At 61.7% G+C, this 14,926-nt stretch carries 10 protein-coding genes and 2 riboswitches; of the genes, 7 read left to right on the top strand and 3 right to left on the bottom strand.

Features of this window, described 5'->3' with window-relative positions; all coding sequences use genetic code 11:
- Positions 1-51: 51 nt before the first annotated feature.
- Positions 52-157: riboswitch (glycine riboswitch) on the bottom strand.
- A 27-nt stretch (positions 158-184) separates the two neighbouring features.
- A riboswitch (glycine riboswitch) is annotated at positions 185-271 on the bottom strand.
- 169 nt (positions 272-440) lie between these two features.
- The 7 genes from ACP7EG_RS14470 (at position 441) to def (ending at position 10,486) form a co-directional block, all read left to right on the top strand.
- Positions 441-1,013 carry an ATP-dependent Clp protease proteolytic subunit gene (locus ACP7EG_RS14470; RefSeq protein ID WP_426088148.1) on the top strand — a complete coding sequence of 191 codons (573 nt, stop codon included), beginning with the start codon at positions 441-443 and terminating at the stop codon, positions 1,011-1,013.
- A 148-nt stretch (positions 1,014-1,161) separates the two neighbouring features.
- The gene (locus tag ACP7EG_RS14475) at positions 1,162-1,797 is read left to right on the top strand and encodes a phosphatase PAP2 family protein (protein ID WP_426088149.1); all 636 of its coding nucleotides are present in this window, start codon (positions 1,162-1,164) and stop codon (positions 1,795-1,797) included.
- Between the two features lie 181 nt (positions 1,798-1,978).
- Positions 1,979-5,506, top strand: coding sequence for a chromosome segregation protein SMC (smc, locus tag ACP7EG_RS14480; protein ID WP_426088150.1), 3,528 nt, complete (start codon positions 1,979-1,981; stop codon positions 5,504-5,506).
- The gene (locus ACP7EG_RS14485; protein WP_426088151.1) at positions 5,503-6,669 is read left to right on the top strand and encodes a cell division protein ZipA C-terminal FtsZ-binding domain-containing protein; all 1,167 of its coding nucleotides are present in this window, start codon (positions 5,503-5,505) and stop codon (positions 6,667-6,669) included. The genes smc and ACP7EG_RS14485 overlap by 4 nt, the downstream gene beginning before the upstream one ends.
- A gap of 14 nt (positions 6,670-6,683) precedes the next feature.
- Positions 6,684-9,035 (top strand): NAD-dependent DNA ligase LigA, encoded by a 2,352-nt coding sequence (gene ligA, locus ACP7EG_RS14490; protein WP_426088152.1) that lies wholly within the window; start codon positions 6,684-6,686, stop codon positions 9,033-9,035.
- A 24-nt stretch (positions 9,036-9,059) separates the two neighbouring features.
- Entirely contained in the window at positions 9,060-9,953 is an 894-nt protein-coding gene (galU, locus tag ACP7EG_RS14495; RefSeq protein ID WP_426088153.1) for a UTP--glucose-1-phosphate uridylyltransferase GalU, read from the top strand.
- Complete coding sequence (gene def, locus ACP7EG_RS14500; protein WP_426088154.1) at positions 9,950-10,486, top strand: peptide deformylase; 537 nt, start codon at positions 9,950-9,952, stop codon at positions 10,484-10,486. The genes galU and def overlap by 4 nt, the downstream gene beginning before the upstream one ends.
- A gap of 178 nt (positions 10,487-10,664) precedes the next feature.
- Here the strand turns inward: def and ACP7EG_RS14505 are convergent, their stop codons facing one another.
- From ACP7EG_RS14505 to ACP7EG_RS14515, 3 genes are all read right to left on the bottom strand, one after another.
- On the bottom strand, positions 10,665-11,429 hold the full coding sequence (locus ACP7EG_RS14505) for a flagellar brake protein (protein WP_426088155.1): 765 nt from the start codon (positions 11,427-11,429) through the stop codon (positions 10,665-10,667).
- A gap of 128 nt (positions 11,430-11,557) precedes the next feature.
- Complete coding sequence (locus ACP7EG_RS14510) at positions 11,558-12,307, bottom strand: pseudouridine synthase (RefSeq protein WP_096235107.1); 750 nt, start codon at positions 12,305-12,307, stop codon at positions 11,558-11,560.
- A 41-nt stretch (positions 12,308-12,348) separates the two neighbouring features.
- The gene (locus ACP7EG_RS14515) at positions 12,349-14,916 is read right to left on the bottom strand and encodes a [protein-PII] uridylyltransferase (protein WP_426088156.1); all 2,568 of its coding nucleotides are present in this window, start codon (positions 14,914-14,916) and stop codon (positions 12,349-12,351) included.
- Positions 14,917-14,926 lie beyond the last annotated feature (10 nt).

Consider the following 14,926-nt stretch of genomic DNA (forward strand, 5'->3'; position numbering starts at 1 on the left):
AGTTAACAGAACACAGAATATCGAGAGCCAAAACGGCACTCCATCGTGATCACTGACCCCCCTGTCCTTTGTACCTGAGAGATTACGGGGGCTTGCCCCGTGCGCCCCTTCGGTGGGCCGCCGGCAATAGCCGCGGCCGCTCTCCAGAGTTGAGCTAAAGATGTCGCCAAAGCAACAGCTTCAGTCCGCCTGATCGGTCCTTTTGCCTGAGAGTTTTTGGGTAGTGCCCCTTCGGCGGCAACGCTGGGTTGCCCTCTCCCGATCAAGTGTGAGGAATATATGTCAGCAGGGGTATTCTGTCAATCTGTAAAGACGTTGCCAAATTGTCGCAAAACCCCCGATTTACGGGGCTGGGCAGGGGCCTGATCCACTGCAAAAGGGCGCCCGGCCGCGTGGGAATGGACTATGATGAAAGCTCGGCTTTCTTGCGGGTGGCTGCCATGAACACTACACAAAGCGAGACACAAAACAACACCGAGCAGCACGGTTACTTTACCCTCTCTGGCGACGTCAACAGTGACATGGTGCGGCGCGTCTTCAACGCCGTGGCCGACATCACGGAAGACAAGCTCACCGCCGCGCATATCCTGATCCAGTCCAACGGCGGCTATGTCAGCGATGGCATTTGTCTGTACAACTTTCTCAGCAAGTTGCCGTTTGACATCATTACTTACAACGCAGGCGCCGTGGCGTCCATCGCCGTCACCCTGTTTCTGTCGGGGCGGCATCGCCATGCCAGCGACACGGCCCGCTTCATGGTGCACAAGTCGCATGCGACCGCTTCGCCCGGTTCGCGCCCCGATGCGCTCAGCATCATCGTCGAGGGCTTGCGCGCCGACGACATGCGTACCGAGCGCATCCTGCGCGGCCAGGTCAACCTGACGGACGAGCAATGGCAGGTGCATGCGTATTCCGACCTGCACCTGACGGCCGACCAGGCGCTGGAAGTGGGCATGATCGAATCGATCCGCGACTTCGCGCCGCCCAGGGGCAAGCGCCTGACGAATATTTGACGCGTGCCTGGTACTTGCCGAGTGGATAGTTTTCGCAGGGGAATTTTGTAATGGAATGTAATTCTTTGCTGCAGTACAGCAAAAGCCGCGCGGAACAGGGCCGAGTCGTGGCATAGTGCACGCTGATCATGAAATAAGCGCAGGCACGATGACTTGGTGGAATGGAATTTCTTTTGCGGCCGATATGTCCGTGATGGGGCCGGCTGGCGTGGCGATTGCCCTGTGGCTGCTCGTCTCGCGCCAGTGGCGCCTGGTGCTCAGCTGGAGCCTGTGGTACGGCGGTGGCCTGGCCCTCGTGGTGCTGTCGAAGCTGGCCTTCATGAGCTGGGGTGTGGGCAGCAGCGCGCTCGATTTTACGGGCTTCAGCGGCCACGCCATGCGCGCCGGCGCCGTGTTTCCCGTGCTGATGTATGTGCTGCTGCAGCGGGCCGAACCGCGCTGGCGCCATGCCGGCGTCCTGATCGGTGTGGCGTTTGCCGTGCTGGTGGCCATTTCGCGTATCGTCGTGCATGCGCACAGCGTGTCGGAAGCCGTCAGCGGCTGCGTGCTGGGCCTGGCGCTGGCGCTGGGCTTCATGTGGAATGCCCGCGGCGCCGTCAATTTTGCCGTCAGCCATGCGCTGGCGCTGGCCAGCCTGGTGCTGATGGTGGCGCTGAGCTTCAAGGCCGAGCCCATGCCGACCGAGCAGTGGCTGCAAAAACTGGCCATGGTGCTGTCCGGCCATGATCGCGTTTTCTCCCGTGAAGACTGGAAACTGGCGCAGGATGGACGTCCAGCCCCTTAATATGGTGCCGGCCGGCACTTGATGCCGCTGTTTTTTGGCCAGAAAAGCATCAGGAACTGGTATGATGAACCACTTTTTTGCGGTGAGTGGCCAGACTGCCGTCGCCATGGTGCATCTGAACTGAATATGAACCGGGTTCGCCGATCTCAACCGCCAGCATAGGCCAGGAACTCTAAAACACGTGCGTCTCTCTTCCATCAAGTTGTCGGGATTTAAGTCTTTCGTCGATCCCACCAATTTCCAGGTGCCAGGCCAGCTCGTGGGCGTGGTTGGGCCGAATGGCTGCGGCAAGTCGAACATCATCGATGCCGTGCGCTGGGTGCTGGGCGAATCGAAAGCGTCGGAATTGCGCGGCGAATCGATGCAGGACGTCATCTTCAACGGCTCCACGCACCGCAAGCCCGCCGGGCGCGCTTCCGTGGAACTGGTGTTCGACAACAACGATGGCAAAGCCTCCGGCCAGTGGGGTCAGTACGCCGAGATCGCCGTCAAGCGCACCTTGACGCGCGACGGCACGTCCACCTATTACATCAATGGCCAGCCCGTGCGCCGGCGCGACATCCAGGATATTTTCCTTGGTACCGGCCTCGGTCCGCGCGCCTACGCCATCATCGGCCAGGGCATGATTTCGCGCATCATCGAATCGCGCCCCGAGGAATTGCGCGTCTTCCTGGAAGAAGCGGCGGGCGTGTCGAAATACAAGGAACGCCGCCGCGAGACGGAAAACCGCTTGCAGGACACGCGCGAAAATCTGTTGCGCGTGGAAGACATCTTGCGCGAACTCAATGCCAACCTGGAAAAGCTGGAAGCGCAGGCGGCCGTGGCCACGCGTTTCCACGCCTTGCAGGCGGACCAGGAAGAAAAGCAGAAATTGCTGTGGCTGTTGCGCAAGAACGAGGCGCAAAACGAGCAGACGCGCTATTTCCGCGAAGTGGAACAGGCGCAGACGGACCTGGAAGAACAGACGGCCAAGCTGCGCAACGTCGAGCTGACCCTGGAACAGATGCGCCAGGCACACTTTGCCGTGGGCGACCGCCTGCATACGGCGCAAGGCCATCTGTACCAGACGAATGCGGAAATCGGCAGCCTGGAAGCGCAGATCAAGTTCGTCATCGAATCGCGCGCGCGCCTGCAGGCCCAGCTGGCGACCCTGACGGCCCAGCGCGACCAGTGGAGCAGCCAGGGCAGCGAATACCAGGAACAGATCGAAGAGGCGGAATTTCATCTCGAAGAGCTGGCTGCCAAGGTCGAGCAATCGCAAATGATGGCCGAGCAGAAGGGCGAGCAATTGCCCGAACTGGACGCCGCCTGGCGCGCCGCGCAAAACAAGAGCACGGAATCACGCGCGCGCATCATGCAGGCGCAGCAGCAGCTGGAACTGGAATCGGCGCACCAGCGCAACGCCTCCAACATCCTGGCCAGCCTGTTGACGCGCCGCGAGCGCCTGCAACAGGAAAAGAACAGCCTCAGTTTGCCCGACAGCAGCCACCTGGAAAACCTGAAACTGCAGCTGGAAGAAAAGCAGCAGACGCTGGAAGAGCAGGGTTTCTACCTGGAAGAAGCATTGGAGCAGCAGCCCAAGCTGGAGCAGGAGCGCGCTGAAGCCCAGGCGCAAGTGAATGCCGAGACGGCCGCGAATGCCCAGCTGGAAGCGCGTCTTTCCGCTTTGAAACAATTGCAGGAACGGGTGCAAACCCAGGGCAAGGTCCAGCCGTGGCTGAAAAAGCACGAGCTCGATACCTTGCCGCGCCTGTGGCAAAAGCTGCAGATCGAAGCGGGTTGGGAAGCGGCCATGGAATCGATCTTGCGCGAGCGCACGTCGGCCCTGCAACTGTCGAATATCGACTGGGCCAAGGCATTCTTTGCCGATGCGCCACCGGCCAAGCTGGCCCTGTACGCGCCGTCCACCGTGGCGCCGCTGCCGATGCCGGACGTGGCGGGACTGAAACCGTTCCTGAACTTGCTGAAACTTAATGATCCGGGCTTGCGCGGCTTGCTGCAGGACTGGCTGTACAACGCCTACGCCGTGGAAGACGCGGCCGAGGCGCTGGCCGAGCGGGCGAAATTGCCGCCGGGCGGCTACTTCGTCACGCGGCTTGGTCACGTGGTCACGGCCACTAGCGTGCGCTTTTATGCGGCCGATTCGGAGCAGGAAGGCATGCTGGGCCGCCAGCAGGAAATCGAGAATATCGGCAAACAATTGCGCGCCCAGCAATTGCTGGCCGAAGAGGCGCGCGCCCGTTCCGTGCGGGCCGACGCGGCCGTCGCCACCCTGACGCGCAACTTGTCCGAGTTGCGCTTGCGCATACAGCAACTGACGTCGTCCGTGCATACTCTGCAACTCGACGTGGTCAAATTGTCGGAAGTCGAAGCGCGTTTCAACCAGCGCAGCACGCAGATCGGTGCGGATCTGGCGGAAATCGCCGCGCAGGAAGCGGAACAGATGCAGACCAAGCTGGAATCGGAAGAAAAATTCGAACAGCTGGACATGGAACTGGGCAACTTGCAGGAAGCGCACGAAGACGGCCATACGGACTTTTTGCAGAAGGAACAGCGCCTGGCCGAGGCGCGCGAAGCCTTGCGCGACCTGGAGCGGGCTGCCAAGGATACGGAATACGCGGAAAAAGCCCACCGCGCGAAGATCGAGGAATTGCGCCGCAACATCGCCACGGCCAGCACGCAGGCGCAGCAAGTGACGGCCAGCCTGCAGGCGGGTGAACTCGAACTGGCGAATCTGGAAAGCGGCGCAGCGGCCGACGGCTTGCAGGACTTGCTCGAGCGCCGCACCACGCAGGAGCGCGCGCTGGCGGATGCGCGCCATGAACTGGACCAGATCACGCAGCAGCTGCGCCTGTCCGAAGATGCGCGCACGCAATCGGAGCGCAGCCTGCAGCCGCAGCGCGACAAGATCATGGAAATGCAGCTCAAGGAACAGGCCGCGCGCCTGAACCAGGAGCAATTCGCCCAGCAATTGCTGGAATCCGGTGCCGATGAGGCCGCCTTGACGGAAAAATTGCACCCGGACATGCGTCCCTCGTACCTGCAGGGCGAAGTCACGCGCCTGACGAACGCGATCACGTCCCTGGGCGCCGTCAACCTGGCCGCGCTGGACGAGCTGGCGCAGGCGTCCGAGCGCAAGAACTTCCTCGACGCCCAGAATGCCGACCTGACGGAAGCGATCAATACGCTGCAAGATGCGATTCACAAGATCGACAAGGAAACGCGCGACTTGCTGCAAGACACGTTCGACAAGGTCAACCACCACTTTTCCGAGCTGTTCCCCATCCTGTTTGGCGGGGGGCAGGCCAGGCTGACCATGACGGGCGACGAGATTCTCGATTCCGGTGTACAAGTCATGGCGCAGCCTCCCGGCAAGAAAAATGCCACCATCCACCTGTTATCGGGTGGAGAGAAGGCGCTGACCGCGACCGCATTGGTGTTTTCCATGTTCCGCCTGAATCCGGCGCCGTTCTGCCTGCTCGACGAAGTCGATGCACCGCTGGACGATTCGAACACGGAACGCTTCTGCCGCATGGTCAAGCGCATGTCCGACCAGACCCAATTCCTTTTCATTTCGCATAACAAGATTGCGATGGAAATGGCCCATCAATTGATCGGTGTGACGATGCAGGAGCAGGGCGTATCGCGCATCGTGGCGGTGGACATGGAGTCCGCCGCAAATTTTGCAACCGAGGCACAAGCAGCATGACAGACTTACAAATTACCTTGTTCGGCGCCGGCGGCGTCTTTATCGTCGGTGTTTTCTCGTACAACAAATGGCAGGAATACAAGGCCAAGAAAAGCGTGGAACGGGCCTTTTCCACCGACCACGACGACGTGCTGATGCGCGAGGGCGACGCTCCCGTGGCGGATGTCCAGGAGCCCGTCTTGCGCCAGGAACCGCGCTTTGACGCCGCGCCAGCCGCCAAGGCCGAACCGTCGTTCGGCGCACCGCCAGCCGCGCCCGTGTCCGATGCCCCCGTACATGTGGAGCCGTCGCTGGGGGATGCACCTGCCGAGCCAGTACCTGCACCAGCCGCCGAGCCCGTGCAAGAAGTCAGCGCCGCCAGCGAACAGGCGACCAGCCTGGTCGACCCGCTGATCGATTGCCTGCTGCCTTTGTCGCTGGAAGCGCCCGTGCGCGGCGACAAGATCCTGCCCGTGCTGCAAACCCTGCGCCTGGTGGGCAACAAGCCCGTGCATTTCATCGGCTTGCACGTGAATGGCGACTGGGAACCGATCACGCATGGCGGTGTCTATACCAAGATGCAGGGCGGCGTGCAGCTGGCCAGCCGCAGCACGGCCTTGAATGAACTGGAATACTCGGAACTGGTCACGCGCCTGCGCGGCGTGGCCGACGAGATCGGCGCCGAGCCGGAAGTACCCGACATGATGGAAGTGATGGCCGAAGCGCGCAATCTGCACCGCTTCGTCGCCGGTCACGATGCCCAGCTGGGCGTCAACCTGCACACGAACGGCGCGCCGTGGGCCATTTCCACCTTGCTGTTTGCGCTGGAAAAGCAGGGCTTCGACGTGCGTCCGGATGGCCGCTTCGTCATGCCCGATGGCGACGGCAGCCATCTGTTTTCGCTGTCGACGAATGTCACCCTGGCCGAGGAAACCACGCCCCGATTGACCTTGTTGCTGGACGTGCCCTGCGTGGCGCCCGCGCGCGACGGTTTTGGCGCCATGGTTGCCTGTGCCAAGGCACTGGTGGGCCGCCTCGACGCCACTATCGTCGACGATTACAACCAGGCCCTGTCCGACGCGGCGCTGGCCGAGATCGCCGGCCAGGTGCAAGAGTTTTACCAGGAAATGGACGCGGCCGACATTCCGGCAGGTTCCACCCGCGCCCTGCGTTTATTTAGCTGAAGAATCCCGCAATAATGACTGATCTGACCAACCAGGACGCCACTGCTCGCGTCCTGGCACTCACTGCCGAGCTCAATCGGCATCTGCACGCCTACCACGTGCTCGACAATCCCACCATTCCCGACGCCGAGTACGACAAGCTGTTTGTCGAACTGCAGGCGCTGGAAGCGGCCCATCCCGAACTGCGAGCACCGGATTCGCCCACCTTGCGCGTGGGCGCGGCGCCGCTGCCGCAATTCGAGCAAGTCACGCACACGGTGCCGATGTTGTCGCTAAACAATGGTTTCACCGATGACGATATCGTCAACTTCGACCGCCGCGTGCGCGAAGGCCTGGATCTTGACGCTGCGCAAGTCGACTATGCGGCCGAGGTGAAATTCGACGGCCTGGCCATCAACCTGCGCTATGAAAACGGTTTGTTCGTGCAGGCGGCCACGCGCGGCGATGGCGCCACGGGCGAAGACGTGACGGCGAATATCCGCACCATTTCCGGCATCCCCTTGCGCCTGCATGGCGAGAATGTACCGGCGCTGCTGGACGTGCGTGGCGAAGTCATGATGTTCAAGGCCGATTTTGCCCGTTTGAACCAGCGTCAGCGCGACGCGGGGCAGAAGGAATTCGCCAACCCGCGCAATGCGGCGGCCGGCAGCCTGCGCCAGCTCGATTCGCGCATCACGGCGCAGCGCAAGCTGCGATTCTATGCGTATGGCATCGGCGCCCTCGATGGCGCCGCCATGCCTGTGTCGCATTCGGCCCTGCTGGACTGGTACGAGATCCTGGGCATACCCGTGTCGAAGGAGCGCAGTGTGGTGCAGGGCGCGCAGGGCTTGCTGGCCTACTACGCCGATATGGGCGCGCGCCGCCCCGCCTTGCCGTATGAAATCGACGGCGTGGTCTACAAGGTGAACGCGACGCAAGACCAGCAGGAGCTGGGCTTTGTCTCGCGCGCCCCCCGTTTTGCCTTGGCGCACAAGTTCCCCGCCGAAGAGGCGCTGACGGTGGTGCTGGGCATCGATATCCAGGTGGGCCGCACGGGCGCCATGACACCCGTGGCGCGCCTGGCGCCCGTGTCCGTGGGCGGCGTGACGGTGACGAATGCCACCTTGCACAATGAAGACGAGGTGCTGCGCAAGGATGTGCGCGTGGGCGATACCGTCGTCGTGCGCCGCGCCGGCGATGTGATCCCGGAAGTGCTGTCCGTGGTGCTGGAGAAGCGCCCCGAACCGGCGCCGCTGCCGTTCAAGATGCTGGAGCGCTGTCCTGTCTGCGATTCCCACGTGGTGCGCGAAGAGGGCGAGGCCATCGCCCGCTGCTCGGGTGGCCTGTTCTGTTCGGCCCAGCGCAAGGAAGCGTTCCGTCACTTTGCCGGGCGGCGCATGATGGATATCGAAGGCCTGGGGGAACGTTATATCGATACCCTGGTCGAACTGGAATACGTGCATGGGCTGGCTGACCTGTACAGCCTGACCCTGGATAAATTGCTGGAAATGAAAGTGCGCGCCGACGAGCGCGATGGTTCGACGCCAGAAACAGTGCAACAAGGCAAGATTCCCACCAAATGGGCGGAAAACTTGCTGGCCGGCATAGAAGCAAGTAAGCGGCCGCCGCTCGAACGTTTCCTGTTTGCGCTGGGCATTCGCCACGTGGGCGAATCGACGGCCAAGACCCTGGCCGAGTGGCTGGGCAGCCTGGCGTATGTGCGCAAAGCGCCGGCGGCTTTGCTGCGCGTGCTGCCCGACATTGGCGGCACTGTGGCCGTGTCCATCGCCGATTTCTTTGCCGAAGAAAAGAACCAGCAGGCGCTGCAGGCATTGCTGGACGCTGGCGTCACGCCGCAGGGTGAACACGCGCCCAGCGCCAAGCTGCGCACGCAGCTGGAGCAAACGACGTTGCTGGCAGCCATCGGCATCCCCAAGCTGACGGAACCGCGCAGCAAGCAGCTGGTGGAGCGGGGCGTGACCCTGGCCAGCCTGGCCGCGCAAGGGGCCAGCTTCCACGCGGGCTTGCCCGCCGCCGTGGCCGAAGCGCTGGCGCAATGGCTGGCCGACGAGAACAATGTCAAGCTGCTCGGTCAACTGGACGCCCTGCGCAATGAATTACTGTCACAATTGCCTGAAATGTCAGCCGCTGGCGGCAAGCTGGACGGCAAGACTTTCGTCCTGACGGGCACCTTGCCCAATATGAGTCGCGACGAGGCGGCGGAGCTGATCGAGGCGGCTGGTGGCAAGGTCAGCGGTTCCGTGTCGAAGAAGACAGGCTATGTCGTGGCCGGTTCTGACGCCGGCAGCAAGCTGGCCAAGGCCCAGGAACTGGGTGTGGCCATACTCGACGAGGCCGCTCTGCTGGCCTTGCTCGCGCAAGACTAATCATTCACATATTACAGAAGACCCATGAAAAAAATCAGAAAAGCAGTTTTTCCCGTTGCCGGCCTGGGCAGTCGTTTCTTGCCTGCAACCAAGGCGCAACCGAAGGAAATGTTACCGATCGTCGACAAGCCATTGATCCAGTACGCAGTGGAAGAAGCGGTGGCGGCGGGCATCACGGAAATGATCTTCATCACGGGCCGCAACAAGCGCGCCATCGAAGACCATTTCGATACGGCCTATGAGCTCGAGTCGGAGCTGGAAGCGGCCGGCAAGCGCCTGTTGCTCGACATGGTGCAAAACGTCATTCCCAAGCACATCAATTGCATTTACATACGCCAGTCGGCGCCGCTGGGCCTGGGGCATGCCGTGCTGTGCGCCCGTCCCGTGATCGGCGACGAGCCGTTTGCCGTCTTGCTGGCCGACGATTTCATGGACGTGGAAGAGGGCGTGCGCCCCGTGCTGGCGCAGATGACCGATGTCTTCCAATATGAAAATTGCTCGCTGCTGGCGGTGCAGGATGTGCCGCGCGCGGAAACCAGGCAGTACGGTATCGTGTCGGCAAAGAATTATCAGCCCGACCTGGAACTGGTTTCGGCCATCGTGGAAAAGCCTGCGCCCGAAGAGGCGCCATCGACCCTGGCCGTGGTGGGCCGTTATGTGCTGACCAGCCGTATCTTTAACCACCTGGAAAATATCGGCACGGGCGCCGGCGGCGAAATCCAGTTGACGGACGGCATTGCCGCTCTGATGCGCGAAGAGCGTGTGCTGGCTTACCGCTATCAGGGGCAGCGTTATGATTGCGGCTCCAAGCTCGGTTATTTGAAGGCAATGACGGCGATGGGCTTGAAGCATCCGGAAACGGGTGCCGCTTTCCGCACTTACCTGCAACAACTGCAATCGACACTGGAAGCAAAATGACGGTACGCGCGATTCTGAAGATGGGCGATCCGCGCCTGCTGCGCATGGCCGAGCCCGTGCGCGAATTCGATACGCCCGAATTGCATGCGCTGATCACCGATATGTTCGATACCATGCATGCGGCCAATGGCGCAGGCCTGGCGGCGCCGCAGATCGGCGTCAACCTGCAGCTGGTGATCTACGGCTTCAAGCAGAATCTGCGCTATCCCGATGCGCCGCAAGTGCCGGAAACCGTGTTGATCAACCCGGTGCTGACGCCGTTGACGGAGCGCAAGGAAGAGGGCTTCGAGGGCTGCCTGTCGGTGCCTGGTTTGCGCGGCAGCGTGCCGCGCTGGAGTGAGCTGCACTATGAAGGCGTGGACCAGTTCGGCCAGCCCATCAGCCGCGATTGCGACGGCTTCCATGCGCGCGTGGTACAGCATGAAGTGGACCACTTGCATGGCATTTTGTATCCGATGCGTATCGTTGATTTTACGCAATTCGGTTACACGGAAGTCATGTTTCCCGATCTGGATCCGAACGACGACGATTGATCGGCGCCTGAGAAAACGCCCATGGCTGCGTTGCATTGCCTCGCCGTACTATTCGTACTGTCTTCGGCAATGCGCCTTGCCCTGAACGTTTTTCAGGCGCCTCGTGATTGTGACTATCAAACATAAAAATGGCCGCGCAGCATGAGCTGGGCGGCCATTTTTTATACGTGAAGCAAATCTAGCGCACCTTGCGGTTGCTGCCCAGGTGATCCAGCAGCGCTTTCAATTCATCCTGCATGGCATCCGTCAAGTTCAGGAAGCGGCAGCCGATCTGCACTTGCTCGCCCAGCAGGAAGGAGCGGAAGGTCCGCGAGAGGCGGATTTCCAGGTCGGCGATCATGACCTTGTCCGGCCCCAGTTCCAGGCGTACGCGCGACAGCTTGCGCCCCACGTACAGGCCGACCGTATCGCGCGGATGGGCACGCATGCCGATGCCGCCGGCCGAGAAATCATACAGCTGCAATTCATACGGTCGGCCTTCCAGCACAAAGGCGGCCAGATAGTACACGCCCAGCGGCGTTTCCAGACGCGCCGACTCGCGCCGTTCCAGCACCAGGCAATGGCTGGGGAAGTTCGTCAGGTAGACGTTCGGCCGCTCGGGATACGCCTCCCATTCGCCATTGATGGTAAATTGCAGCTTGGCGTTTTGCACCCACGATACAAACGTGGCGCCGCCTTCGGGCAGGGTGGTCCCCTCATTGAGTTCCAGCACGAATTGCGGCAAGTCGTCGTCGACGGACAATATGCGCGCCATGATGACGTCTTCGCCGCCTGTCGGGTAGATGGAAATGGCGTCGCCGTTATCAGCCAGGCTGCACAGGGTTTCACCGATATCCCACGGATCGCTCATATGGTGCGGCTTGGTGCCTGGCTCCATCGGCTCGGCCACATCGGCCAGGCTGGGCGCGCCTTTGCGCAGGGGATTGGGGATGGGATCGTTCACGACAGCGTATCTCTTTTGTTCTAATGGGGAATAGTGTATAGGTTCAAGGCAATATTTGCTAACTAAATCACAATAATTGCCTTTATTTCACTATTTTTGTTGCCTGCTGGATATAGATCCCGGCACGCTTAAAATTGTTCGTCCGCGCTCAGGTAACGCCATTGGCCCGTCGGCAAGTCGCCCAGCTTGACCTTGCCGATGCGCACGCGTTTCAGGCCCAGCACTTTCAGTCCCACGGCTTCGCACATGCGGCGGATCTGGCGTTTCTTGCCTTCGCGCAGGGTAAAGCTCAGCTGGTCTTCATTTTGCCAGCGCACCTTGGCCGGCAGCAGCGGCTTGCCGTCGAGCCACAGGCCGTGGTTGAGCTTTTTCAGCTCGCTGTCGGGCAGGACGTCGCCCTTGGTGTAGCTCACGCGCACCAGGTATTCCTTGTCGATATCGGTATCGTGGCCGATCAGCTGCTTGGCCACGCGCCCATCCTGCGTCAGGACCAGCAAGCCGACGGAATCGATGTCCAGGCGCCCGGCGGCCACCAGGCTGCGCAGCTGGGTCGGGTGGAACTGTTCCGGGCTGCGGTCTTCCGCCCAGCGGTTCTCGGCCTTGATCAGGGCCACGGCGGGCGTGTAGCCATCCTCGGCCTGGCCGCTGACATAGCCCATCGGCTTGTTGATCAGCACGGTGACGCGCTTGGACTGTTCGGCTGCCGCCTGGCGTTCCACGGTGACTTTCTGGCTGGGATAGACCTTGCTGCCCAGCTCGGATACCACCTTGCCATCTACGCGGACCCAGCCGCGCGCGATCCATTCATCGGCTTCGCGGCGGGAGGACAGGCCCAGTTCGGACATGCGTTTGGACAAGCGTAATAATTCTTCGGTCATGTTGTTTCAGTTTCAGTAAGGGTAGGCGCTGCGCGCAAGGTTTACACCTTCAGCGCATCGAGTAAATCGGTTTCCAGCAATATCTGGTTGCGGGCATTGTTGAGCGCGGGGCCGTCGACGAGGAAGACGTCTTCGACCCGCTCGCCCAGGGTCATGATCTTGGCCGTGTGCAGGTTGATGCGGTACTTGGTCAGCACATTGGCGATTGCATACAGCAGGCCCGTGCGGTCGTTGGCGGCCACCGACAGCAGGTAGTACTGGCCCTTTTCATCGGGCCGCAAGTCCACCGTCGGCTGGAAGGGGAAGGTGCGCGACAGGCGCGACAACCGTCCCTTGCCCGGCGGCGGCAGCGGCGTTTGCGACTGCAGCAGTTCGCCCAGCTCATGCTCGATCAGGCTGATGATGTCGCGGTAGCTCTTGGCGAAGTTCTGCTCCGTGACGAGGAAGGTGTCGAGCGCATAGCCATTCCTCGTCGTGTGGATCTTCGCGTCGAGGATGCTGAAATTCTTGCGGTCGAAATAGCTGCAGATGCGCGCGAACAGGTCAGGCTGGTCGGGAATGTACACGGCCACCTGCAAGCCTTCGCCGATGGGCGCCAGCCGACATTTTACCACTGGCAACTTGCTGTCGAGTTTGTCATACAGCGAGCGCGTCTGCCAGGCGATGTCGGAGGCGTCGTGGCGCAGGAAATACGCCACATCGAGCTGCTGCCACAGTTTCAGGTGGGCATCGGGCGGCAAGCCGTACAGGCGCAGGGTGGCCAGCGCTTCCTGCTGGCGGTTCTTCAGTTCGCGGTCGGCCGTGTGCGGCTCGCCGCCCAGCACGCGCAGGGTGATCTTGTACAGGTCTTCCAGCAGCTTGCCCTTCCACGCGTTCCACACTTTCGGGCTGGTGCCGCGGATGTCGGCCACCGTCAGCAGGTACAGGCCCGTCAGGTGGCGCTCGTCCTTGACCACTTTCGCGAACGCGGCGATGACGTCGGGGTCGGACAGGTCCTGCTTTTGCGCCACTTGCGACATGGTCAGGTGATTTTCCACCAAGAAAGCGACCAGTTCCGTGTCCTCTGCCGACATGCCGTGCTCCTGGCAGAACTGGGTGGCGTCGGCCACGCCCAGCTTGGAATGGTCGCCGCCGCGGCCCTTGGCAATGTCGTGGAACAGGGCCGCCACGTACAGCAGCCAGGACTGCGAGAAATCGGCCATCAGCTGGCTGCAGTACGGGTATTCGTGCGCGTGTTCGCTCATCGTGAAGCGGCGCATGTTGCGCACCACCATCAAAATGTGCTGGTCGACCGTGTACACGTGGAACAGGTCGTGCTGCATCTGGCCCACGATGCGGCGGAAATTCGGCAGGTAGCGTCCCAGGATGCTCATCTCGTTCATGCGCCGCAGCGCATGGATGATGCCCACGGGTGCTTTCATGATGCGCAGGAACAGGGCCCGATTGACGGGATCCTGGCGGAAGGCGGCGTCGATCTTGAAGCGCGCGTGCCACAGGGCCCGCGTGGCGCGCGAGGTCATGCCCTTCAGGGCCGGGCGCTCCGTCATCAGCACGAAGATTTCCAGCATGGCCGACGGGTATTGTTCGAACGTATCGTCGGCGCTGATGTCGATCAGGCTGTTGACTTCATTGAAGCGTTCGTTGATGGGTACGGCCACATCGTCTTGCGGGAACAGCCGTGCCTCGATGTTTTGCAGCAAAATCGTGTTGAGCTGGGTCACCGTCTTGGCGGCCCAGTAATAGCGTTGCATCAGGTATTCGCTGGCGCGGCGCATGTGCGGCCCGCTGCCCGTGGCTTGCAAGCCCAGCGATTCAGCGATCGCCGTCTGCACGTCGAATACCAGGCGGTCTTCGCGCCGTCCCGCATGCAGGTGCAGGCGCACGCGGATATCCTTGAAGGCGCGCTCCTTTTCCATCAGCTGGCGCGCTTCCGTCAGGGTGATCAGGCCGCCTGTGGCCAGGGTGCGCCAGGAATTGGCCAGGCCGGCCGCCTTGGCCACCCACAAAATCACCTGCAAGTCGCGCAGGCCGCCCGGGCTTTCCTTGCAATTCGGTTCCAGGCTGAAGGCCGTGTCTTCGTACTTGGCATGCCGCTGGCGCATTTCCGCCGTTTTCGCCTGGAAAAACGCCTGCGGGTCCATGGCTGCCGCGTAGCGCTGCTGCAGTTGCGCGAACAGGTCCGCGTTGCCGCACACGAGGCGCGCTTCGAGCAGGCTGGTTTGCACGGTGATGTCGGCCTTCGATTCGACCATGCATTCCTCGACCGTGCGGATGCTGTGGCCGATTTCCAGGCCCAGGTCCCACAGCAGCTGCACCAGTTCCTCGAGCTTTTCCTGCGTCGTCGCGTCCGGCGATTGCTGCAGCAGGATCAGCAGGTCGACGTCGGAATATGGAAACAGTTCCCCGCGGCCGTAGCCGCCCACGCCCACCAGGGCCGTGCCGGGCGGCAAACCCGCTTCCTGCCAGGCGCGCGCCAGCACGCCATCGACGCTGTGGCGCAGGCTGCGCAGCAGTTTTTCAGGCTTGCCGTCGGCCTGGAAGGCCGCAATGACGACCTGGCGGTCGGCTTTCAGTTGCTGTTTCAGCTGTTCCCGAATCTGCTTTTTCATCTGGGCCCTG

It is taken from the genome of Janthinobacterium sp. PSPC1-1, from assembly GCF_049897625.1.
Classification (GTDB): Bacteria; Pseudomonadota; Gammaproteobacteria; order Burkholderiales; family Burkholderiaceae_D; genus Janthinobacterium; species Janthinobacterium tructae.